Source organism: Bacillus sp. ATD (assembly GCF_050585765.1).
Lineage (GTDB): Bacteria > Bacillota > Bacilli > Bacillales > Bacillaceae > Bacillus > Bacillus stercoris.
In genome coordinates, this window is the sequence record NZ_JBOBQH010000002.1 from 372,609 (window position 1) to 393,758 (window position 21,150).

A 21,150-nucleotide genomic window follows, 5' to 3' on the forward strand; every position below is an offset into this window, starting at 1 on the left:
AGCCAACGCATTTCGCGTTTTGAATATTCTGTACAAACTGCTTCAAAACAGGAAATGAAATAGTATTGGACGAGAGCTTTTTGGTGGCTTATACTAAAGGGTAGCCAGTTTTACCGGCAATGAGAGTGATACTTGAAAATGGTGAGATGATGGAAGAATATCAAGTGAAAATTGATACGTTTGAGGGCCCATTGGACCTGCTGCTTCATTTAATCAATCGTCTTGAAATTGACATATATGATATACCTGTGGCGAAGATCACTGAACAATATTTATTATATGTACATACAATGCGCGTGCTTGAGCTCGATATTGCCAGCGAGTATTTGGTTATGGCCGCCACGCTGCTCAGCATTAAAAGCAGAATGCTGCTTCCGAAGCAAGAGGAGGAGCTTTTTGAAGATGAATTACTTGAAGAAGAGGATCCGCGTGAGGAACTGATTGAAAAGCTGATTGAGTATAGAAAATATAAAGATGCGGCGAAGGATTTAAAAGAACGGGAAGAAGAAAGACAAAAATCGTTCACGAAACCGCCGAGTGATTTGAGTGAATACGCAAAAGAAATAAAACAGTCTGAGCAAAAGCTCTCTGTTACGGTCTATGATATGATCGGGGCTTTTCAAAAAGTGCTGAAACGCAAAAAAATAAACAGGCCGATGGAAACGACGATTACCAGACAGGACATACCAATCGAAGACAGAATGAACGAAATCGTGCACAGCCTGAAATCAAGAGGAACGAGAATCAACTTTATGGACCTTTTTCCATATGAGCAAAAAGAACATTTAGTAGTGACCTTTCTAGCCGTTCTCGAGCTGATGAAAAACCAGCTGGTTCTCATTGAACAGGAGCAAAATTTTTCAGATATTTACATTACGGGGAGTGAATCCATTCATGGGGCTTGATATCGTGAATTGGAAAGCTATAGTGGAAGCCCTTCTTTATGCGGCAGGCGATGAAGGGCTCACAAAAAAGCAGCTGTTAACAGTGCTTGAAATCGAAGAGCCTGAACTGAACACCATCATGGCGGAAGTGGCGGATGAATACCGCGGGGATACAAGAGGCATTGAACTGATTGAGTATGCAGATACGTACATGCTCTCTACCAAAAAAGACTTTGCACCTTACTTGAAAAAACTGATTGAAGTGCCGTCAAAGGGCCTTTCTCAAGCATCTTTAGAAGTGCTGGCCATTGTTTCATACAAACAGCCAATTACGAGAGCAGAAATTGAAGAAATCAGAGGAGTAAAATCAGAGCGGATTTTACACAGTCTCGTCGCGAAGGCGTTATTATGTGAAGTGGGACGTGCTGACGGTCCGGGACGTGCCATTTTATACGGTACAACGCCGACTTTTCTTGAACAATTCGGTCTAAAAACACTGGACGAGCTTCCGCCGCTGCCTGAAAATGCGGAAGAAGACGTTCTTCAAGAAGAAGCAGATTTATTTTTTGAAAACTTTAACCAAACCTTCGAAGATATAAAATAGAAGTTTAATGAATCGCGCTTTTTCATCATCATAAGATATAAGGAAGAAGCTATCATGAAAGAAGCAAAATGTGAGAGACAAAGACATGAGGGGAAGATACCAAACGAAATGGGACATTCGATTGTGCGAGCGCAGACTCAAAAAACAGGCGAATTCTTATCAATGGTTGTCAATACCGTGAACGATTACCTAAATCAAACGACGCTGGAATCCTTACAGGCTGAATTGCCTATTGAAAAAGGATACTGCTGTGATGTGCTGAGCACTTTGAGAAGAATGGCAGTATTTTGTGAAGGAGGCGCAGAAGCATGCCGCCGTCTCCTGATGCAGGAGCCTTTTCAGGAAGCCAGAGCGGAAAAAACACTTTATAATGTGTATCACCAATGCATTGAAGAGTTCTTTATGCCGAAAAAAGACACGTGGTGTGAAAACAGCCGGGCGTCTTATACCGGGGTCAGCGCAATTGAATTTTATCATGCTGTTCCTGCGTCGCTTGAGCAATTACTATTGCCGTTGAGCGCAGCCTTTCTGAAGATGAGGGAAGAGCTGGCTCATTACGAAGCGTCCGGATCAAGCATGGCGCCAATCAGATAACGTTTACTCTCCCTCTTTCAGGGAGAGTTTTTTTATGTTTGCTTCCAGAAATAGAATTGTTATTCATAACTGATGGACATGCGCATAAACTTGTACAAACCACCACAAGGACGTGAGCAAACATGCGCATTTTCAAAAAAGCAGTATTCGTGATTATGATTTCTTTTCTGATTGCCACTGTAAATGTGAATACAGCACATGCAGCTATAGATGTCAGTGCAAAAAGCGCGATCATTATCGACGGAGCGTCAGGCAGAGTGTTATTTGCCAAGGATGAGCATCAAAAAAGGCGGATCGCCAGCATCACAAAAATTATGACCGCCGTCCTCGCTATCGAATCTGGCAAAATGGATCAAACGGTGACGGTTTCGGCAAATGCTGTCAGAACAGAAGGCTCCGCCATTTATTTAACAGAAGGTCAAAAAGTGAAATTAAAAGATCTTGTGTATGGCCTGATGCTAAGATCAGGAAACGACGCCGCTGTCGCGATTGCTGAGCATGTCGGTGGGAGCCTCGATGGGTTTGTTTATATGATGAATCAAAAAGCCGAGCAGCTTGGTATGGAGAACACCCGTTTTCAAAACCCGCACGGATTGGACGACCATGAAAATCATTATTCAACAGCCTATGACATGGCCATTTTAACTAAATATGCTATGAAGCTGAAAGATTATCAAAAGATTTCAGGCACAAAAATATACAAAGCGGAAACGATGGAAAGCGTATGGAAAAACAAAAATAAACTGCTGACCATGCTTTATCCATACAGCACAGGAGGGAAAACAGGCTATACAAAACTTGCAAAACGGACACTGGTTTCAACGGCTTCAAACGATGGCATTAACCTGATAGCCGTCACCATTAATGACCCTGATGATTGGGATGACCATATGAAAATGTTTAATTATGTGTTTGATCACTATCAAACCTATTTAATTGCAAAAAAAGGGGACATTCCAAAGCTGAAAGGCACATTTTATGAATCGAAGGCTTTTATCAAACGAGATATCACATATTTGCTGAACGAAGAGGAAAAAGAAGATGTGAAAATTAATACCACGCTGCTCAAGCCAAAAAAAGCATGGGAAAAAGACGCCTCAAAAATTCCTGACATCGTAGGGCACATGGAGATCATGTTCAACAATGAGACCATCGCAAAAGTGCCAATCTATTATGAAAATGAACGTCATCAAAAACCGAAGAAACAATTTTTTGAAACGTTTAAGTCAATCTTTCTGAATGCGGCAGGCGGAGCAAAATGGTCAATATAATTTGGGTCAGTTTAACTGTGATCGGACTTGTTTTTGCGATGTGCAACGGAACTCTGCAAGATGTAAATGAAGCCGTGTTTAAGGGTGCGAAAGAAGCCGTTACGATCTCATTTGGGTTGATGAGCGTGCTTGTTTTCTGGCTTGGCTTAATGAAAATAGCTGAGCAGTCAGGGCTTTTGGATATTTTCAGCCGGATGTGCAGGCCTTTTATATCTAAGCTGTTCCCTGATATACCGCCGGATCACCCGGCGATGGGCTACATTTTATCTAATCTTATGGCGAATTTCTTCGGCCTCGGAAATGCAGCAACTCCGCTTGGCATTAAAGCTATGGAGCAAATGAAAAAGCTGAATGGAGACCGATCGGAAGCAAGCCGGTCGATGATTACGTTTTTAGCTGTTAATACGTCCTGCATCACACTCATTCCGACAACGGTGATCGCTGTCCGGATGGCTTATTCATCCAAAACGCCGACAGATATCGTCGGACCAAGCATTTTGGCAACGCTCATTTCCGGAATCGGCGCTATTATCATTGACCGGTATTTTTATTATCGCCGCAAGAAGAAGGGGAGGTAAGCGGATGGAAATCATCAACTGGATGTCTTTAGCGATGATTCCGATCATTATTGCCGGCATACTTCTTTATGGGACAATCAAAAAGGTTCCCACATATGAATCGTTTGTCGAAGGAGGCAAAGAGGGGATAGAAATCGCCTTCTCCATTATCCCCTATTTAGTCGGAATGCTTGTCGCGATAACTGTTTTCCGATCATCAGGCGCGCTTGATTTTATAATGGATCTTTTAAAACCGGTTTTCTCCGCTATCGGCATCCCTGCTGAGGTGGTCCCGCTTGCTCTGATCCGCCCGATCTCCGGTACGGCCGCACTCGGAATGACGACCGATTTAATCGCAGTATACGGGCCCGATTCCTTTATTGGTAGGCTGGCTTCCGTCATGCAGGGATCTACAGATACAACGCTTTACGTACTGACAGTGTATTTTGGTGCAGTCGGTATTAAAAAAATGGGTGATGCATTAAAGGTGGGACTTCTTGCCGATTTAATCGGCGTAGTTGCATCAATCATCATCGTTACGTTATTATTTGGGAGCGCCTGAAAACGGCGTTTTTTTTAGATTTGGCATACAGATTTGAAAAAGCTTGTTTGTTATGGTTGAAAAAAGTAAGATAATACTTGAGGTGAAAGACATGGAAAGACTGCAAAAAGTAATTGCTCATGCCGGAGTTGCGTCGCGCAGAAAGGCAGAAGAGCTGATTAAAGAAGGAAAAGTAAAGGTGAACGGCAAAGTAGTAACAGAGCTTGGTGTTAAGGTCACCGGTTCTGATCAGATTGAGGTAAACGGGTTAAAGGTTGAACGCGAAGAGCCGGTTTACTTTCTCTTATATAAACCGAGAGGCGTTATTTCTGCAGCGCAAGATGATAAAGGACGCAAAGTGGTGACGGACTTTTTTAAAAATATTCCGCAGCGCATTTATCCGATTGGGCGCCTGGATTATGATACGAGCGGTCTTTTGCTTTTAACCAATGACGGCGAATTCGCCAATAAGCTGATGCACCCTAAGTATGAAATAGACAAAACATACGTGGCGAAGGTGAAAGGAATCCCGCCTAAAGAGCTGCTCAGAAAGTTAGAGCGTGGAATTAGGCTGGAAGAAGGCAAAACAGCGCCTGCTAAAGCGAAGCTATTGTCTTTGGATAAGAAAAAGCAGACAAGCATTATTCAACTGACGATCCATGAGGGACGCAACAGACAGGTGCGCCGCATGTTTGAAGCGATCGGACATGAGGTAATCAAGCTGAAGCGTGAGGAATACGCGTTTTTAAACCTGCGAGGCCTGCACACGGGAGATGCCAGAGAACTTACGCCTCATGAAGTAAAAAGACTCAGAGCGCTGGCGGAGCACGGTAAAAACGCTTTCTAAATTTCACATAACCTTCAAAAAGTAAGAAATGTGAAATGAACTTGCAATGATATAATTGAATGGATCTGCAATAGGGGGAAGGGGGCAGTGGACAATGAAGAAAAAAAGGCGATTATTCATTCGGACCGGCATCCTTCTCGTTTTAATCTGCGCACTTGGCTATACCATTTACAACGCTGTATTTGCCGACAAAGAGAGTATATCCGAAGGGTCCGACGCACCGAATTTTGTCCTTGAGGATACGAATGGGAAACGTATCGAGCTCAGTGACTTAAAAGGGAAAGGTGTTTTTTTGAATTTCTGGGGTACATGGTGTGAACCATGCAAAAAAGAATTTCCTTATATGGCAAACCAATATAAGCATTTTAAAGACCAAGGTGTTGAAATTGTCGCTGTAAATGTTGGGGAGTCAAAGATAGCAGTACATAATTTTATGAAATCCTACGGAGTCAATTTCCCGGTTGTTCTGGATACAGATCGCCAAGTGCTTGATGCCTACGACGTATCTCCGCTTCCGACAACCTTTTTGATTAATCCGGAAGGAAAAGTTGTCAAGGTGGTGACCGGCACTATGACAGAAAGCATGATACACGATTATATGAATCTCATAAAACCCGGAGAAGCTTCGGGATGAAGCAAGTCAAATGTGAATGCGGACATATAAACCCGGTCGGAACCGTTTTATGTGAATCGTGCGGAAGGGCTCTCCAGGAAACTCAGCCTCCGCTCGCTGATATGAGATATGACGGAAGCGCAAGACGTTCGCAAACCTACAACAAAACAATTATCGATAAAATTTGGAATTTCTTTTCCTCGGTTAAGGTGGGAATATGGCTTATTGTCATAACCCTTGCTGCATCAGCGTTCGGCACCATTTTTCCCCAGGAAGCCTATCTGCCTCCGGGCGCACAGGCCGAGACCTATTACAAGGAGCAGTACGGCGTGTTTGGCCAGCTTTATTTTTTGCTCGGGTTTCATCATTTATATGGTTCTTGGTGGTATTTGCTGCTCATTGCCTCAATCGGCATTTCGCTCGTGATTTGCAGCCTTGACCGTGTCATTCCGTTGTACAGAGCATTAAAAAACCAGGGCATCAGAAGGAACCCAGCTTTTTTAAGAAGGCAGCGCTTGTTCAGTGAAACGGCTACTGTACTGACCGAAGAAGCAAAAGAAAAGATAGTTGCCCTATTAAAGAAAAAACATTATAGAATCAGAGAAAAAGAGGGCAGCATTCTTGCTGAAAAAGGGCGTTTTTCCCGCTGGGGCCCGTATGTCAACCACATTGGATTGATCATCTTTCTGATTGGTGCGATGCTGAGATTTGTGCCGGGCATGTACGTCGATGAGACGCTTTGGGTCAGAGAAGGCGAAACCGCAGCGATTCCGGGTACAGACGGGAAATACTACTTGAAAAACAATCAATTCAGCGTAGAGACCTATAACAGCAAAACGGAAAAAAAGGTATTTGCAGATGCCATTGACAGAGTCGGGGACGGGAGGGTGGCAAAGAACTTTCAAACCGATGCCGTACTCTACAAGAGAGAAGGAAAAATTGTTTATGGCGAGAAGCCGAAGCTGAAAAAAGTAACAGAAGAAGACATCCGTGTCAATCAGCCGCTGCGCTTTGATTCTTTTTCCGTTTACCAGGTGGATTATAAAGAAAATCAGCTTGACCAAATGGTGTTCCAGCTGATTGATAAAAAAACAAAAAAATCTTTTGGAAGCCTGAAGATTAACCTTCTGGATCCAGATTCGGTCTATGATCTTGGCAACGGTTACAAAGTGGAAATCGCCAGCTACCTGCCAGACTTCTATTTTAATCAGGACGGACAACCAAGCACGAAAACAAAGATCCCTAACAATCCGGCTTTTGTCTTTAATATCATAACGCCGGATAAACCAAAGGGTGAAAAGAGCTTTGTCGCCATCCAAGAAACCATCGAAGGATCAGGCAGCAATAAATACAAGCTGAAATTTGACCATGTCGAAACGAAAAACATTACGGGACTTACAGTCAGAAAGGATCTGACACTCTGGGTGCTTGCTGTCGGCGGAGCCATTTTTATGATCGGTGTCATTCAAGGTATGTACTGGCAGCATCGAAGAATCTGGCTGCACTCACAGGACGGCGCAGTCATGGTGGCGGGGCATACCAATAAAAACTGGTTTGGCCTGAAGAAGGATATAGCATTTATATTGGATGATTCCGGACTGACTGAACCGGCGGACCAAAAAGAATTAATCAAAACACAGAAATAGGCGAAAAGGGAGTGATGTCATGGCAGAGCTGAGCGGAAATTTTCTTTATGCGGCCTTTCTTGTGTATTTAATCGCTGTCCCGATTTTCGGCGGGGCCATACGAGGAAATAAAGATAAAAAGGGCAGGCAAAACCGATGGGCCAACATTGGAATCACCCTTTCTGTTGTTGGGTTTATTTGCCACCTTGGGTATTTCATCACAAGGTGGGCTGCCAGCGGCCATGCGCCGGTCAGCAATATGTTTGAATTCACCACCGCTTTTGGCATGATGCTTGTTTTGGCGTTTATTATTCTTTATTTTATTTATAGATTGCCTTCATTAGGCCTGTTTACGCTGTCAATCGCTTTATTGCTGATTGCCTACGCCAGCATGTTTCCGACAGATATCTCGCCTTTAATTCCTTCGCTCCAAAGCAATTGGCTGTATATTCACGTAACAACGGCCGCGCTTGGGCAAGCTATACTTGCCATCAGCTTTGTCGCTGGTGTCATCTTTCTTTTAAAGCATGTAGACCAGACAAAACCAAGCAAAAAAACCTTCTGGCTTGAAGCGATTATGTTTATCCTGGTCACAACCGTCGCCTTTATTGCGATTACATCAGCATTTCGTCTTGCGGGCTATGAAGCGGAGTTTAACTGGGTGGATAAAAATAAAGAGAAAAGCGTGATGGTGTACGAAATGCCTGCGCTTGTCGGTCCGCATCAGGGAGAGCTTTTGACCGAGGGGAGAATGGAACCGCTTGTTGATCTTCCCGCGCTTTTCTCAGGAAGAAAAGTGAACACTGTCATTTGGTCATTTGGAGCAGGTCTTGTGTTGTATGGGGCTCTTCGTCTGATCATCAGAAAAAGAATCAGCGCTCTTTTACATCCGCTTGTGAAAAACGTCAATCTTGATCTGGTGGATGAGGTTGGGTACAGGGCCGTATCAATCGGGTTTCCGGTATTTACGCTCGGCGCACTGATCTTTGCGATGATTTGGGCTCAGCTCGCGTGGACGAGATTTTGGGGCTGGGACCCTAAGGAAGTATGGGCGCTGATCACGTTTTTGTTTTATGCGGCTTACTTGCATTTAAGACTGTCAAGAGGCTGGCACGGTGAGAAGTCAGCATGGCTGGCCGTAATCGGTTTTGCTATTATTATGTTTAATTTAATATTCGTAAATCTAGTGCTTGCCGGACTTCATTCTTATGCATAGTCCTTTGAAAGCGACACAGTTCTCAAACTTTCTCACGATTTGATAAAATGAAAGTAACAGAAGGAAAGCAGGGGGAAAACATGGACCAAACGAACGAAACAAAAATATTAGTAGTTGATGACGAAGCCAGAATTCGCCGCCTTTTAAGAATGTATCTTGAACGTGAAAATTATGTTATAGATGAAGCGGAAAATGGTGATGAAGCCATTGCCAAAGGGCTTGAAGCCAATTATGATCTGATTTTGCTTGATCTGATGATGCCGGGAACTGACGGAATTGAAGTGTGCCGGCAAATTCGCGAAAAAAAAGCGACACCCATTATCATGCTGACCGCAAAAGGAGAAGAAGCAAACCGGGTGCAGGGGTTTGAAGCAGGAACAGATGATTATATTGTTAAGCCATTCAGCCCGAGAGAAGTCGTGCTGCGGGTAAAGGCTCTTTTGAGAAGAGCATCCCAAACCTCTTATTTCAATGCCAATACACCGACGAAAAATGTGCTCGTGTTTTCACATTTGTCGATTGACCATGATGCTCACCGCGTAACGGCTGATGGAACGGAAGTAAGCCTGACGCCAAAAGAGTATGAACTTCTATACTTCTTAGCGAAAACGCCTGACAAGGTGTATGATCGGGAAAAGCTTCTGAAAGAAGTGTGGCAATATGAGTTTTTTGGTGATTTACGGACAGTGGACACTCACGTCAAACGCCTGAGAGAGAAGCTGAACAAGGTATCTCCGGAAGCTGCGAAAAAAATTGTCACCGTATGGGGTGTAGGTTATAAATTTGAGGTCGGCGCTGAATGAAATTTTGGAAAAGCGTAGTAGGCAAGCTGTGGTTTACGATCCTTTCACTCGTCTTGATCGTATTGTTCATTTTAACGGTTCTTTTGCTGGAGTTTATTGAAAACTACCATGTGGAAGAAGCTGAGAATGATTTAACACAGCTTGCGAATAAAGTAGCTGTCATCTTGGAAAATCACGAGGACCAGGCACTGGCACGATCAATCACTTGGGAGCTCGCTGATAACTTAACAAGCATTGCCATCATCCAGGATGAGAAAAAGTACTGGTATTCTCCCAATGACAAAAATCGCCTGTCGTCTATTACGGTTGAGCAAATACAGCATGACAAAGACTTAAATAAAGCTCTCCGAGACCATAAAAAAGTAAGCAAACGAACGGGACTGAGTGATACAGATACGGATAATGAACGCTTGATTGTAGGTGTCCCGTATGAAAAAGACGGAAAGAAAGGCATGGTCTTTTTATCCCAGTCTTTGCTTGCCGTGAAAGATACAACAAAACATACGACCCGCTATATTTTTCTTGCCGCGGGGATCGCGATAGTGCTGACCACATTTTTCGCATTCTTTTTATCAAGCAGGGTCACGTACCCGCTCCGAAAAATGAGAGAAGGCGCGCAGGATTTGGCGAAGGGCAAGTTCGATACAAAAATCCCGATCTTAACTCAGGATGAAATCGGTGAACTGGCGACCGCTTTTAATCAAATGGGCCGGCAGCTTAACTTTCATATCAATGCGCTCAATCAAGAAAAAGAGCAGCTTTCTAACATTTTGAGCAGTATGGCTGACGGGGTTATTACCATTAATATTGACGGTACGATTCTTGTGACCAACCCGCCGGCTGAACGTTTTCTTCAGGCTTGGTATTATGAGCAGAACATGAATATCAAAGAAGGCGACAACCTTCCGCCTGAAGCAAAAGAACTGTTCCAAAATGCTGTCAGCACTGAAAAAGAACAAATGATTGAGATGACGCTGCAAGGCAGATCATGGGTGCTTTTGATGTCGCCGCTTTACGCGGAATCGCACGTCAGAGGAGCAGTTGCCGTACTGCGTGACATGACTGAAGAACGCCGCCTTGATAAACTGCGGGAGGACTTTATCGCAAATGTCAGTCATGAGCTGAGAACACCGATCTCTATGCTACAGGGATACAGTGAAGCGATTGTTGATGACATTGCAAGCTCTGAAGAAGACCGGAAAGAAATCGCCCAAATCATTTATGACGAATCGCTCCGAATGGGCCGACTAGTTAATGATTTGCTTGATTTAGCCCGAATGGAATCAGGCCATACAGGTTTGCATTATGAAAAAATCAATGTCAATGAATTTTTAGAGAAGATTATTCGGAAGTTTTCCGGTGTTGCTAAAGAAAAAGATATTGCTTTACATCATGACATTTCTCTCACAGAAGAGGAATTTATGTTTGATGAAGACAAGATGGAGCAGGTATTTACCAATTTGATCGATAACGCGCTGCGTCATACTTCATCTGGCGGCAGCGTCTCCATTACGGTCCATTCTGTAAAGGATGGATTGAAAGTTGATATCAAAGACTCCGGATCCGGCATACCAGAAGAAGATCTGCCATTCATCTTTGAGCGGTTTTATAAGGCAGATAAAGCGCGGACAAGGGGCAGAGCAGGAACCGGTCTAGGGCTGGCTATCGTTAAAAATATCGTGGAAGCCCACAACGGATCGATTACTGTGCACAGCCGAATAGATAAAGGAACAACATTTACTTTTTATATTCCGACAAAACGGTAAAATCGAGTCTGAATTTGCCGAAGAATCTTGTTCCATAAGAAACACCCGCTGATTGAGCGGGTGTTTTTTAAATAGCCAACATTAATAAAATTTAAGGATATGTTAATATAAATTCCCTTCCAAATTCCAGTTTCTCGTAATATAGTTGTAATGTAACTTTTCAAGCTATTCATACGACAAAAAAGTGAACGGAGGGGTTTCAAATGGAAGAAACCTTTCAATTATTATATGATACATATCATCAAGATTTGTACCAATTTTTATTTTATATGGTAAAGGATAAAAACCAGACAGAAGATCTTCTTCAAGAGGTTTATATCCGTGTATTAAATTCTTATCATACGTTTGAAGGAAGAAGCAGTGAAAAAACATGGCTTTTGTCTATCGCACGCCACGTAGCGATAGACTGGTTCCGTAAACAGCAAACGATCAGACAGCGTATACTTGGCACATTTGACTGGGATACACAGGATGTCAGGGATCAGCAATTGCTTCCGGACGAACTTGCGGTTCAACATGAAAATGCCCGGGAAATTTATGCTGCACTTGATCAATGTACGATCGATCAAAGAGCTGTGATTATCTTGCGGTTTATTCAGGGATATTCAATACAGGAAACAGCCAAAGCTCTGCGCTTCTCGGAAAGCAAAGTAAAAACGACCCAACACAGAGGGCTCAAAGTACTTCGGAAACATATGGAGCTTTTGAGGGAGGAGCTAATGGATGATGAAGTCAGAATGGAACGAAGAACAGATAAAGGAGTTGCTAAGTCAACTTCCGGCAGTTAAAGACCATCGTTCGCCTCAGGATATTTACAAGCGGCTGACGATGGCAAAGCGTAAAAAAAAGCCCGCTGTCAGGTGGATTGGCCCCGCGTGTGCCGCTGCAATTGCGGTTTATATCGCCTTCATTATTTCTCCTCATTTCTTTGATCAGGCACAGCCTCAACAAAAAGAAGCGTCCCAAGAGCACGCAGTAACGAAAACTGAGACAGAAGACAGCCTAAAAGCTGCAACATCCCTGGATCAGACATCGTATGTTGTACCTGAAAAGGAACAAGACAATTACATCACTGTAGCGGTAGCTGATGCCGATACATCCGCAATCATACCCATCAGCATCCAAAAAACAAATGCAGACCAAACGATACAGGATATGCTGTTTGTAAGTAGTGAATTGGATATCTTTGATCATGCCATTACGATTCCATCCTTCATAGATGAAGTAGAAATAAAGGAAAACCCAAAGCAGAAGGAATTAAGTATACGAGTCCATCAGCCTATTACGGCTTTTTCTGTAAAAGATGATACACTGTTAAAAAAATTGCTGAAAGAATCCTTAAAATGGAGTCCTTATGAAAAAATAAAATTTCTTTCGGATCAAAATGAGCCTGGGGTTCGGATTGGCTCATATGGCACTTTTACGGAAATTTCGATTCCCAAACAGTCAAAACGATCCTACTACTTGTACCAAAATAAACAAGGACAAGACTTTCTCGTTCCTTCAATTAATTCTTTTGATACAGTAAAAGAAGCGATTAAGGAAATGGAATCGACCAGCCAAGAAGATACGACACCTCTTATTCAAGCGGGTGCTGTCCAATCTGTAACGAAGAAACAGAAACACTTATATATCCGCTTCTCAAAGGACTCAGAAGTTGATGATTCTATTGCCGGTATTTTAATGATTGAGGGACTACTTTTAACTGCAAAAGAGTTTGGCTTCACAGAAGTGACCTTTACGGAAACCAGAACGAAAAAAATCGGCAAATATGACATATCAGATGCAATACCAGTGCCAGCTGCTCCAAATCCGATTTCCTTAAACTAAAAAGGGCCTTTTGAGGCTCTTTTTTAGTTGCTGTTCATATAATAGAAATTTTCAAAAAAAAGTTGTGCGTGTATAATAAAACAAGGTAACGATTGAAAGGATTTGAGACAAGTGAACGTGTTAACGATTAAAGGAGTTTCCATCGGAGAAGGGATGCCGAAAATCATCGTTCCGCTGATGGGAAAAACGGAAGAACAAATTTTGAACGAAGCAGAAGCTGTAAAACTTCTGAATCCGGATATTGTAGAGTGGCGAGTCGACGTATTTGAAAAAGCGAATGACAGAGAAGCGGTCACAAAGATGATTTCTAAGCTTCGTAAGTCTTTAGCGGACGAGCTATTTCTATTTACATTCAGAACCCATAAAGAAGGAGGGAGCCTGGAAATAGACGAAAGCTCCTATCTTGCTTTGCTGGAATCGGCAATCCAAACAAAAGATATCGATCTGATTGACATCGAATTATTTACAGGAGATGCACAGGTAAAATCGTTAGTATCGCTGGCGGAAGAAAACAACGTCTATGTGGTGATGTCAAATCACGACTTTGAGAAAACACCTGCAAAAGATGAAATTCTTTCCAGACTTCGAAAAATGCAGGATTTAGGCTCGCATATTCCAAAAATGGCTGTCATGCCGAATGATACTGGAGATCTTTTAACGCTGCTTGAAGCGACGTATACAATGAAAACAAAATATGCAGACCGTCCCATTATTACAATGTCAATGGCTGCAACAGGGCTCATCAGCAGGCTGAGCGGTGAGGTTTTTGGATCGGCTTGTACTTTTGGCGCGGGAGAAGAGGCGTCGGCACCAGGCCAAATACCTGTTTCTGAGCTAAGGAGTGTCTTAGACATTTTGCATAAAAACACACGAGAATAGAACAATAAAAAAACTCAAGCTATATAGCTTGAGTTTTTTTGATTATGGCAGATCTATGAGCTTCACAGACACAATATCAGGGACATTTGTTAGTTCTTTCACAATTTTATCTTCCAGATGTCTGTCAAAGGAAAGCATCATGATGGCTTCTCCGCCTTTTTCCTTACGGCCAACCTGCATGGTTGCAATGTTAATATCGTTATCCCCGAGAATACGTCCTACTCGGCCAATCACACCTGTTGTATCTTGATGCTGGATATATACCAAGTGACCTGTCGGATAAAAATCGATATTAAATCCGTTGATCTCGACAATACGTTCCCCGAAATGAGGAATATACGTAGCCGTTACAGTAAAGGTGCTTCGGTCTCCTGTCACTTTTACGCTGATGCAGTTATCATATCCAGATTCAGAAGAGGAAATTTTTTCACTGAAGCTAATGCCGCGTTCTTTTGCGACACCTCCGGCATTGACCTCATTAACAGTAGAGTCAACGCGCGGTTTTAAAAAGCCTGACAGAAGGGCTTTTGTAATGAACGATGTTTCAAGTTTGGCAATTGTGCCTTCATATTGAATGGCAACATCCTGTACCGGTTCTTTCATGCACTGTGATACAAGGCTGCCAATTTTTCCTGCAATTTGATGGTAGGGCTTAATTTTAGCGAATTCATCTTTTGTCATAGCAGGCAAGTTAATAGCTGACATAACAGGTAGACCTTTTGCGAACTGCAGAACTTCTTCTGACACTTGTGCCGCGACATTGAGCTGTGCTTCTTTCGTTGATGCTCCCAGGTGAGGAGTGGCAATGACTAATGGATGATCAACGAGTTTGTTGTCAACTGGCGGTTCAACTTCGAAAACGTCAAGCGCCGCTCCGGCAACATGCCCGCTTTCCAAAGCTTCGAGAAGTGCTGCTTCATCGATAATACCGCCTCGCGCACAGTTAATTAAGCGAACACCTTTTTTCGTTTTTGCAATCGTTTCTTTATTCAATAAGCCTTTTGTTTCTTTTGTTAAAGGCGTGTGAACAGTTATAATATCCGCACTTTCTAGCACTTCTTCAAATGTACGGCTGTTTACGCCGATTTTTTTCGCTCTATCTTCCGTTAAGAAAGGATCAAAAACGTGCACAGTCATACCGAACGCTCTCGCACGCTGTGCAATTTCGCTTCCGATTCGGCCTAATCCTACAATACCAAGTGTTTTTCCATAAAGCTCTGAACCGACGTAAGCTGTACGGTTCCACTCTCTGGATTTCACTGAGATATTAGCTTGAGGAATATGTCTCATTAAAGAAGAGATCATCGCAAATGTATGCTCAGCTGTTGAAATGGTGTTGCCGTTCGGAGCGTTGATCACGATTACCCCGTGTTTAGTTGCCTCATCAATATCGATATTATCGACACCGACACCGGCTCTTCCGACAATTTTTAAAGAAGTCATTTTGTTGAAAAGGTCTTCTGTTACTTTTGTCGCACTTCGCACCAAAAGAGCATCAAAAGTATGTAATTCATCTTCTGCATCTGCTACGTTTTTTTGAACGATTTCAATAAAGTCTGATTCAATAAGTGGCTGTAAACCGTCGTTGCTCATTTTGTCTGAGACCAATACTCGAAACATCGTTAGATTTCCTCCTAAATTGACAAACTAAATATCTGATAATTTAACATATTCTCAAAAGAGTGTCAATGTGTATTGACGCAGTAAAGGATAAAAGTAAAGCCTAATATATCAATGTTCTGACAGCTTACAGGCAATATTTATAATTTGAAGCAATTCTCTATACAGCCAACCAGTTATCGTTTATAATGGAACTAAATTTCATATGATCAATCTTCGGGGCAGGGTGAAATTCCCTACCGGCGGTGATGAGCCAATGGCTCTAAGCCCGCGAGCTGTTTTTACAGCAGGATTCGGTGAGATTCCGAAGCCGACAGTACAGTCTGGATGGGAGAAGATGGAGGTTCATAAGCGTTTTGAAATTAAAGTTTTCAAACGTTTCTTTGCCTAGCCTAATTTTCGAAACCCCGCTTTTATGTATGAAGCGGTTTTTTTATTGGCTGGAAAAGGACCTTTCCGTTTTCGAGTAAGATGTGATCGAAAAGGAGAGAGTGAAGTGAAAGTAAAAAAATTAGTTGTGGTCAGTATGCTGAGCAGCATTGCATTTGTTTTGATGCTGTTAAATTTCCCGTTTCCGGGTCTTCCGGATTATTTAAAAATCGATTTTAGCGATGTTCCCGCTATTATTGCCATTCTGATTTACGGACCTTTGGCGGGTATTGCTGTAGAAGCGATAAAAAATGTTCTTCAGTATATCATTCAGGGAAGCATGGCAGGAGTTCCTGTAGGGCAAATTGCGAATTTTATTGCAGGAACACTCTTTATATTGCCGACTGCTTTCTTATTTAAAAAGCTCAACTCAGCAAAGGGCTTGGCTGTCAGCCTGCTTTTGGGAACTGCAGCGATGACCATTTTGATGAGTATTTTAAATTATGTTCTGATTCTTCCTGCATACACGTGGTTTTTACATTCACCGGCATTGTCCGACAGCGCGCTGAAAACAGCAGTCGTCGCGGGTATCCTGCCGTTTAACATGATAAAAGGTATTGTGATTACGGTTGTTTTCTCACTTATTTTTATCAAGCTTAAGCCATGGATTGAGCAGCAGCGAAGTGCGCATATCCATTAAATAAAAAAGCTCCCGCCGGGGAGCTTTTTTGTTACTTCTATTCAAATTTAAGCGGGTCGCCTTCAAATGGCTCATCCGCCACTTTGATGGAATCGGTAGGGCATCCTTCAAATGCGTCAATCATATCTTCTTCCAGTACCTCAGGAACTTCGACAACACCTTTGTTTTCGTCAAGCGTTACGAACGCGATGCCTTCATCATCGTAATCGTAAATGTCTGGTGCAGCAGCTCCGCAAGCGCCGCATGCAATACATGTATCTTTGTCTACGATTGTGTACTTTGCCATGAATAAAACCTCCCAGATTGTTCTTGGTGGAACAAATGGATCAATCTTTATAATTTAATCAATTTAACACCTATTCCTCTTACTTATTGTAATGATGTTGCTGCCACATTTCAACAGAAAAATGATTGAGAATACTTATCACATAAGGGGTTATCTACATAACATCCCCCTTAATGATGACTTTAAACGTCGATTTCTGTTTGAAATCTGTTAAAATAAAAAGAGCAAATCAACGATTTTTGTCAGGAAGAATGTGGGTGAATAGGTTGTCATTAAATTACTTCGATATTATGGTTCTCGATTGCCTTTGCAAAATAAATGGGGAACGGTCGGGAAGCGCTGTTTTTCACCTATTCAAAGGAAAGAGATCGTCACAAACCATTCAAGATGCCGGCTTATTTCAGACTGCAAAATACTTTGGAATGGCGGCGCAATGTTCGAGAAACGATATTTCTGCGTCGCTTGACAAGCTTGAAAAGCATTCATATCTCGCGCCTTTGTCTGAAACAGATACATACAAAGTAACAGCCAGCGGCGAAGGAGTTTTGAGGCATGCCCTTAGTGAGCGGCCTTGGCCCGTTCATTGCCACGGTGCTCATTATCAGCAGGCTGCCAGCGTGCTTTGGAAAAGGCTTTCGCTGCTTGTGCAGGTCTTATCCCATAAGCAGAAAGGGAGCAGGCGATATATTCCTGTCACAAAGGATTACAAGACACTTCACTGGGTAAAGAAATACCTGTCCCGGCATACGGATCATAAAGAGATGGCAAGGAGCCTTTTCGCCATGCTTGAGGCGCATTTGAAAAAGATCGAAGACAAAGCAGCGCAAATTTTTGTCTACTCCTTAACCTCGCACGATCGGATCGGTTATACGAGCAGGCAGCTTGCTGACACGCTGAAAGAAGATGAATGGTATGTCTATATCATGTTTTGGGCTTCGGTACATTATTTTATTCATTCTCTTCCCGAGTGTGAAGATGCTTTGTTAAAGGATCTACTTTCTGATGTGCATTTAGATAATGCCCTGACAGAGTCAACGAGGAAAACATGGCAGATGGTCAAACAAGGGTTCCCGATACATCGAATTGCCGAAATCAGAAAGCTGAAAACAGCGACGATCGAAGACCATATTGTTGAGATTTCTCTTCACGAGCCTGCGTTTATAATTAATGACTATGTATCAGCAGAAGATCAAATCCAAATTGCAGCGTTTGCCAAACGGATGCGGACGAACAAAATCAAACAAATTCGTGACGGTCTGGGGCAGCGGTTCAGCTACTTTCAAATCAGACTGGCATTGACAAAGCAGGTGCAGCAATATGAGTAGATTACAGCAAACGTTACATCATTATTTTGGTTTTACTTCCTTTAAAAAAGGGCAGGAGGACATTATTAGAAGTATTCTCAGCGGGAAGGATACCATTGCAATGCTCCCGACTGGGGGAGGGAAATCGCTTTGCTACCAGCTGCCTGGTTATATGCTTGACGGCATGGTATTAATCGTTTCTCCACTGCTTTCTTTAATGGAAGATCAGGTGCAGCAGCTGAAAGCCCGAGGAGAAAAGCGTGCGGCCGCTTTGAACAGCATGCTTAACAGGCAGGAAAGACAATTTGTTTTAGAACATATTCATCAATATAAATTTTTGTACTTGTCTCCTGAGGCTCTGCAGTCTCCATATGTATTGGAAAAATTGAAAAACGTTCCGATCAGCCTTTTTGTTATTGATGAAGCACATTGTATATCTGAATGGGGCCACGACTTCAGGCCTGACTATTCAAAGCTCGGACAGCTGAGAAAAATACTGGGACACCCGCCCGTTTTGGCATTGACTGCTACGGCTACAAAGGATACGCTGCAAGATGTCATGAACCTGCTGGAGCTGCAGCATGCTGACCAGCATCTCAACTCAGTCAACCGCCCGAATATCGCACTGAGGGTTGAAAATGCAGCGGATGCGGCCGAAAAAATAGATAGGGTCATTCAGCTGGTTGAAAACCTGCAAGGTCCGGGAATTGTTTATTGTCCGACACGGAAATGGGCCGAGGAATTAGCTGGTGAAATTAAAAGCAAAACAAGCAGCAGAGCAGACTTTTACCATGGCGGTTTGGAGTCAGGTGACAGAATTTTAATTCAGCAGCAGTTTATTCATAACCAGCTTGATGTGATATGTTGTACGAATGCGTTTGGAATGGGTGTCGATAAACCTGATATCAGATATGTGATTCATTTTCACCTCCCGCAGACGGCTGAAGCTTTTATGCAGGAAATCGGCAGAGCGGGCCGCGATGGAAAGCCGAGTGTCAGCATTTTGCTGCGGGCGCCAGGGGATTTTGAATTGCAGGAGCAGATTATCCAAATGGAGAGTGTCACAGCTGAAGAAATCGCCGACGTGATCCGTGTGCTAGAGAAGACGGAGGAGCGGGATGAGAGAAGACTGCGTGACGTATTAATGCAGTATGGCGCCGGAGAGACACAGGCCCGAACGATGATTCATCTCTTTATGCAGGGGAAAACGTCAGTTGAACTGATGAAGAAAGAAATTTCATACCGCATGGAGCTGAAGCTGGAAAAAATGCGCCGTGTATCTTTTCTGCTTCAGCGTGAGGGCTGTTTAAGGCAGTCACTGTTAACCTACTTTGATGAATCGTACGAGCCAGATGCCGGAAACTTTCCGTGCTGTTCTCATTGCGGTTTTGATTTATCCTTGTATGAACAAATAGGGGAACGGAGTAAAATGGCGCCATTAGACAGCTGGAGTTCGGAATTGCACCGGATATTCAGCTTGCAGACTGTAGGTGAGCTGAACTGAAACAGCAAAAAGATTATATTCAGCATATGTCTGACCGTGATATGCTGAAGCAGTTATATTTGACGCAGCTACTCATCATCTTTGCCGCAGCTGCAGCAGGGCTGTTCTTTTTTGAGGATATACGGGATGTATTAAAGCTCTGGGACATTCGCGATATGCGAATCATCTGGTATGGTGTTTCTATAGCGGTTATTGTTATTTTAGCCGATATGGCAATAATGAAATGGTGCCCACATCATTTATATGATGACGGCGGAATCAATAAAAAAATATTCAGTAAGAGGTCAATCCCTCATATTATATTTTTAACGCTTCTGATTGCTTTCGCGGAAGAAATGTTATTCAGAGGAGTGCTGCAGACTCATATCGGTTTATGGGCGGCCAGCCTTATCTTTGCCGTTCTGCACTTTCGGTATTTGTCAAAATGGCTGTTATTTATTATGGTGACAGCAATCAGCTTTTTACTTGGTCTGATGTATGAATGGACCGGTAACTTATTTGTTCCGATGACGGCACATTTTATCATTGATGCCGTGTTTGCCTGTCAGATTCGTTTTGAACATGTGAGGAGGGATAAACATGACGAACATGTCGAGAGTAGAGAGAAGAAAAGCCCAGAATCTTTATGAAGATCAAAATGCCGCATTGGCGGACGATTATGTCGATGATGATGGTGAAAACCTCCCGACAAGACAATCCGTAAAAAATCAAAGAGAACAGAAAAAAAAGCAAGGCAAAACAAAAACGCCATTATTTACAGTACTCGCTGTACTATTTGTATTTGTGCCGGTTATCGTTTTAGTTACCTTATTTTATTTAAAGAGCCACCCGGATAATCATGACGATTATGAAGATGTTTTTATCGACAGCAGCCAAAGCAAATACGAGGTTGTCCCGAAATCAGAGGATAAAAACAATGCCGACACTAAAGACACCAAAGAGACAGCACTGCAAAAGGAGTCAAAAAAAAAGCTTGAGGATTCAAAGGCGAAAGAGCCGGCAAAATCAGCTGCTGATCAAAAACAGACTGCTGTAGCGGAAAAAGAAGACTCGGCAAATAAGGAGGAAGCAACCGCCGCGGCTGCTTCCTCTTCCCAATCAACAGTACAACGGCAAGAACAGCAACAGAAGCCGGCTGAGCCAGCTCAACCTGAGCCGAATCGCATTGTCAAGCACACCGTTCAAAAGAAAGAAACGCTATACCGCATTTCCATGAAGTATTATAAAAGCCGGACAGGAGAAGAAAAAATTCGGGCGTATAATCATCTGAATGGAAATGATGTTTACACCGGACAAATTTTGGACATCCCCTTAATGGATGAATAGGGCATTTTTTT

22 protein-coding genes and 1 riboswitch are annotated in these 21,150 nt (G+C 42.9%); of the genes, 20 read left to right on the top strand and 2 right to left on the bottom strand.

All coding sequences use genetic code 11. The features are described from left to right. The first annotated feature begins 149 nt into the window (after positions 1-149). From scpA to aroD, 15 genes are all read left to right on the top strand, one after another. On the top strand, positions 150-905 hold the full coding sequence (scpA, locus tag ACQXR1_RS06495) for a segregation/condensation protein A (protein WP_014664459.1): 756 nt from the start codon (positions 150-152) through the stop codon (positions 903-905). Continuing rightward, positions 895-1,488, top strand: coding sequence for an SMC-Scp complex subunit ScpB (gene scpB, locus ACQXR1_RS06500; protein WP_014664458.1), 594 nt, complete (start codon positions 895-897; stop codon positions 1,486-1,488). The genes scpA and scpB overlap by 11 nt, the downstream gene beginning before the upstream one ends. 54 nt (positions 1,489-1,542) lie before the next feature. Then, positions 1,543-2,082, top strand: coding sequence for a YpuI family protein (locus ACQXR1_RS06505; protein WP_014477219.1), 540 nt, complete (start codon positions 1,543-1,545; stop codon positions 2,080-2,082). 122 nt (positions 2,083-2,204) lie between these two features. Beyond that, positions 2,205-3,353 carry a D-alanyl-D-alanine carboxypeptidase DacB gene (dacB, locus tag ACQXR1_RS06510; protein ID WP_430771877.1) on the top strand — a complete coding sequence of 383 codons (1,149 nt, stop codon included), beginning with the start codon at positions 2,205-2,207 and terminating at the stop codon, positions 3,351-3,353. Continuing rightward, the gene (gene spmA, locus ACQXR1_RS06515) at positions 3,341-3,931 is read left to right on the top strand and encodes a spore maturation protein SpmA (protein WP_014664456.1); all 591 of its coding nucleotides are present in this window, start codon (positions 3,341-3,343) and stop codon (positions 3,929-3,931) included. Before dacB ends, spmA begins: the two co-directional genes overlap by 13 nt. 4 nt (positions 3,932-3,935) lie before the next feature. Continuing rightward, positions 3,936-4,472 carry a spore maturation protein SpmB gene (gene spmB, locus ACQXR1_RS06520; RefSeq protein ID WP_071580451.1) on the top strand — a complete coding sequence of 179 codons (537 nt, stop codon included), beginning with the start codon at positions 3,936-3,938 and terminating at the stop codon, positions 4,470-4,472. Between the two features lie 91 nt (positions 4,473-4,563). Next, entirely contained in the window at positions 4,564-5,298 is a 735-nt protein-coding gene (gene rluB / locus ACQXR1_RS06525; protein ID WP_014664454.1) for a 23S rRNA pseudouridine(2605) synthase RluB, read from the top strand. 94 nt (positions 5,299-5,392) lie between these two features. Next, positions 5,393-5,932, top strand: a complete 540-nt coding sequence (gene resA, locus ACQXR1_RS06530) for a thiol-disulfide oxidoreductase ResA (protein WP_014664452.1) — start codon at positions 5,393-5,395, stop codon at positions 5,930-5,932. Continuing rightward, a complete protein-coding gene (gene resB / locus ACQXR1_RS06535) occupies positions 5,929-7,557 on the top strand; it encodes a cytochrome c biogenesis protein ResB (RefSeq protein WP_418657189.1) in 1,629 nt (542 codons plus the stop codon). The genes resA and resB overlap by 4 nt, the downstream gene beginning before the upstream one ends. 19 nt (positions 7,558-7,576) lie before the next feature. Beyond that, on the top strand, positions 7,577-8,752 hold the full coding sequence (resC, locus tag ACQXR1_RS06540) for a cytochrome c biogenesis protein ResC (RefSeq protein ID WP_014664450.1): 1,176 nt from the start codon (positions 7,577-7,579) through the stop codon (positions 8,750-8,752). Between the two features lie 80 nt (positions 8,753-8,832). Next, on the top strand, positions 8,833-9,555 hold the full coding sequence (gene resD, locus ACQXR1_RS06545) for a DNA-binding response regulator ResD (protein WP_040082743.1): 723 nt from the start codon (positions 8,833-8,835) through the stop codon (positions 9,553-9,555). Continuing rightward, the gene (gene resE / locus ACQXR1_RS06550) at positions 9,552-11,321 is read left to right on the top strand and encodes a sensor histidine kinase ResE (protein WP_069839196.1); all 1,770 of its coding nucleotides are present in this window, start codon (positions 9,552-9,554) and stop codon (positions 11,319-11,321) included. Before resD ends, resE begins: the two co-directional genes overlap by 4 nt. Positions 11,322-11,524: 203 nt before the next feature. After that, positions 11,525-12,109, top strand: coding sequence for an RNA polymerase sigma factor SigX (sigX, locus tag ACQXR1_RS06555; RefSeq protein ID WP_069149801.1), 585 nt, complete (start codon positions 11,525-11,527; stop codon positions 12,107-12,109). Then, positions 12,045-13,151, top strand: a complete 1,107-nt coding sequence (gene rsiX / locus ACQXR1_RS06560; RefSeq protein ID WP_430771878.1) for an anti-sigma-X factor RsiX — start codon at positions 12,045-12,047, stop codon at positions 13,149-13,151. Before sigX ends, rsiX begins: the two co-directional genes overlap by 65 nt. Positions 13,152-13,262: 111 nt before the next feature. Beyond that, on the top strand, positions 13,263-14,030 hold the full coding sequence (gene aroD / locus ACQXR1_RS06565; protein WP_418657190.1) for a type I 3-dehydroquinate dehydratase: 768 nt from the start codon (positions 13,263-13,265) through the stop codon (positions 14,028-14,030). Between the two features lie 42 nt (positions 14,031-14,072). Here aroD and serA read toward each other — a convergent pair whose 3' ends face one another. After that, the gene (gene serA, locus ACQXR1_RS06570; protein WP_134975390.1) at positions 14,073-15,650 is read right to left on the bottom strand and encodes a phosphoglycerate dehydrogenase; all 1,578 of its coding nucleotides are present in this window, start codon (positions 15,648-15,650) and stop codon (positions 14,073-14,075) included. 208 nt (positions 15,651-15,858) lie between these two features. Then, positions 15,859-15,993: riboswitch (FMN riboswitch) on the top strand. A 153-nt stretch (positions 15,994-16,146) separates the two neighbouring features. Between serA and fmnP the strand changes: the two genes are divergently transcribed. Then, positions 16,147-16,719: a riboflavin transporter FmnP gene (gene fmnP, locus ACQXR1_RS06575; RefSeq protein WP_014664441.1), complete on the top strand. Its 573-nt coding sequence runs from the start codon at positions 16,147-16,149 to the stop codon at positions 16,717-16,719. 37 nt (positions 16,720-16,756) lie between these two features. Here the strand turns inward: fmnP and ACQXR1_RS06580 are convergent, their stop codons facing one another. Then, a complete protein-coding gene (locus ACQXR1_RS06580) occupies positions 16,757-17,005 on the bottom strand; it encodes a ferredoxin (RefSeq protein ID WP_003225461.1) in 249 nt (82 codons plus the stop codon). 266 nt (positions 17,006-17,271) lie between these two features. Here ACQXR1_RS06580 and ACQXR1_RS06585 point away from each other — a divergent pair, with 266 nt between their 5' ends. The 4 genes from ACQXR1_RS06585 to ACQXR1_RS06600 are packed head-to-tail and all read left to right on the top strand — an operon-like array spanning position 17,272 to position 21,139. Further along, positions 17,272-18,330: a helix-turn-helix domain-containing protein gene (locus ACQXR1_RS06585; protein ID WP_069150772.1), complete on the top strand. Its 1,059-nt coding sequence runs from the start codon at positions 17,272-17,274 to the stop codon at positions 18,328-18,330. After that, positions 18,323-19,813 (top strand): RecQ family ATP-dependent DNA helicase, encoded by a 1,491-nt coding sequence (locus ACQXR1_RS06590; RefSeq protein WP_430771879.1) that lies wholly within the window; start codon positions 18,323-18,325, stop codon positions 19,811-19,813. The genes ACQXR1_RS06585 and ACQXR1_RS06590 overlap by 8 nt, the downstream gene beginning before the upstream one ends. A 26-nt stretch (positions 19,814-19,839) precedes the next feature. Beyond that, positions 19,840-20,442: a CPBP family intramembrane glutamic endopeptidase gene (locus tag ACQXR1_RS06595; protein WP_071578052.1), complete on the top strand. Its 603-nt coding sequence runs from the start codon at positions 19,840-19,842 to the stop codon at positions 20,440-20,442. Beyond that, positions 20,393-21,139 carry a LysM peptidoglycan-binding domain-containing protein gene (locus tag ACQXR1_RS06600; protein WP_326245681.1) on the top strand — a complete coding sequence of 249 codons (747 nt, stop codon included), beginning with the start codon at positions 20,393-20,395 and terminating at the stop codon, positions 21,137-21,139. The genes ACQXR1_RS06595 and ACQXR1_RS06600 overlap by 50 nt, the downstream gene beginning before the upstream one ends. Positions 21,140-21,150 lie beyond the last annotated feature (11 nt).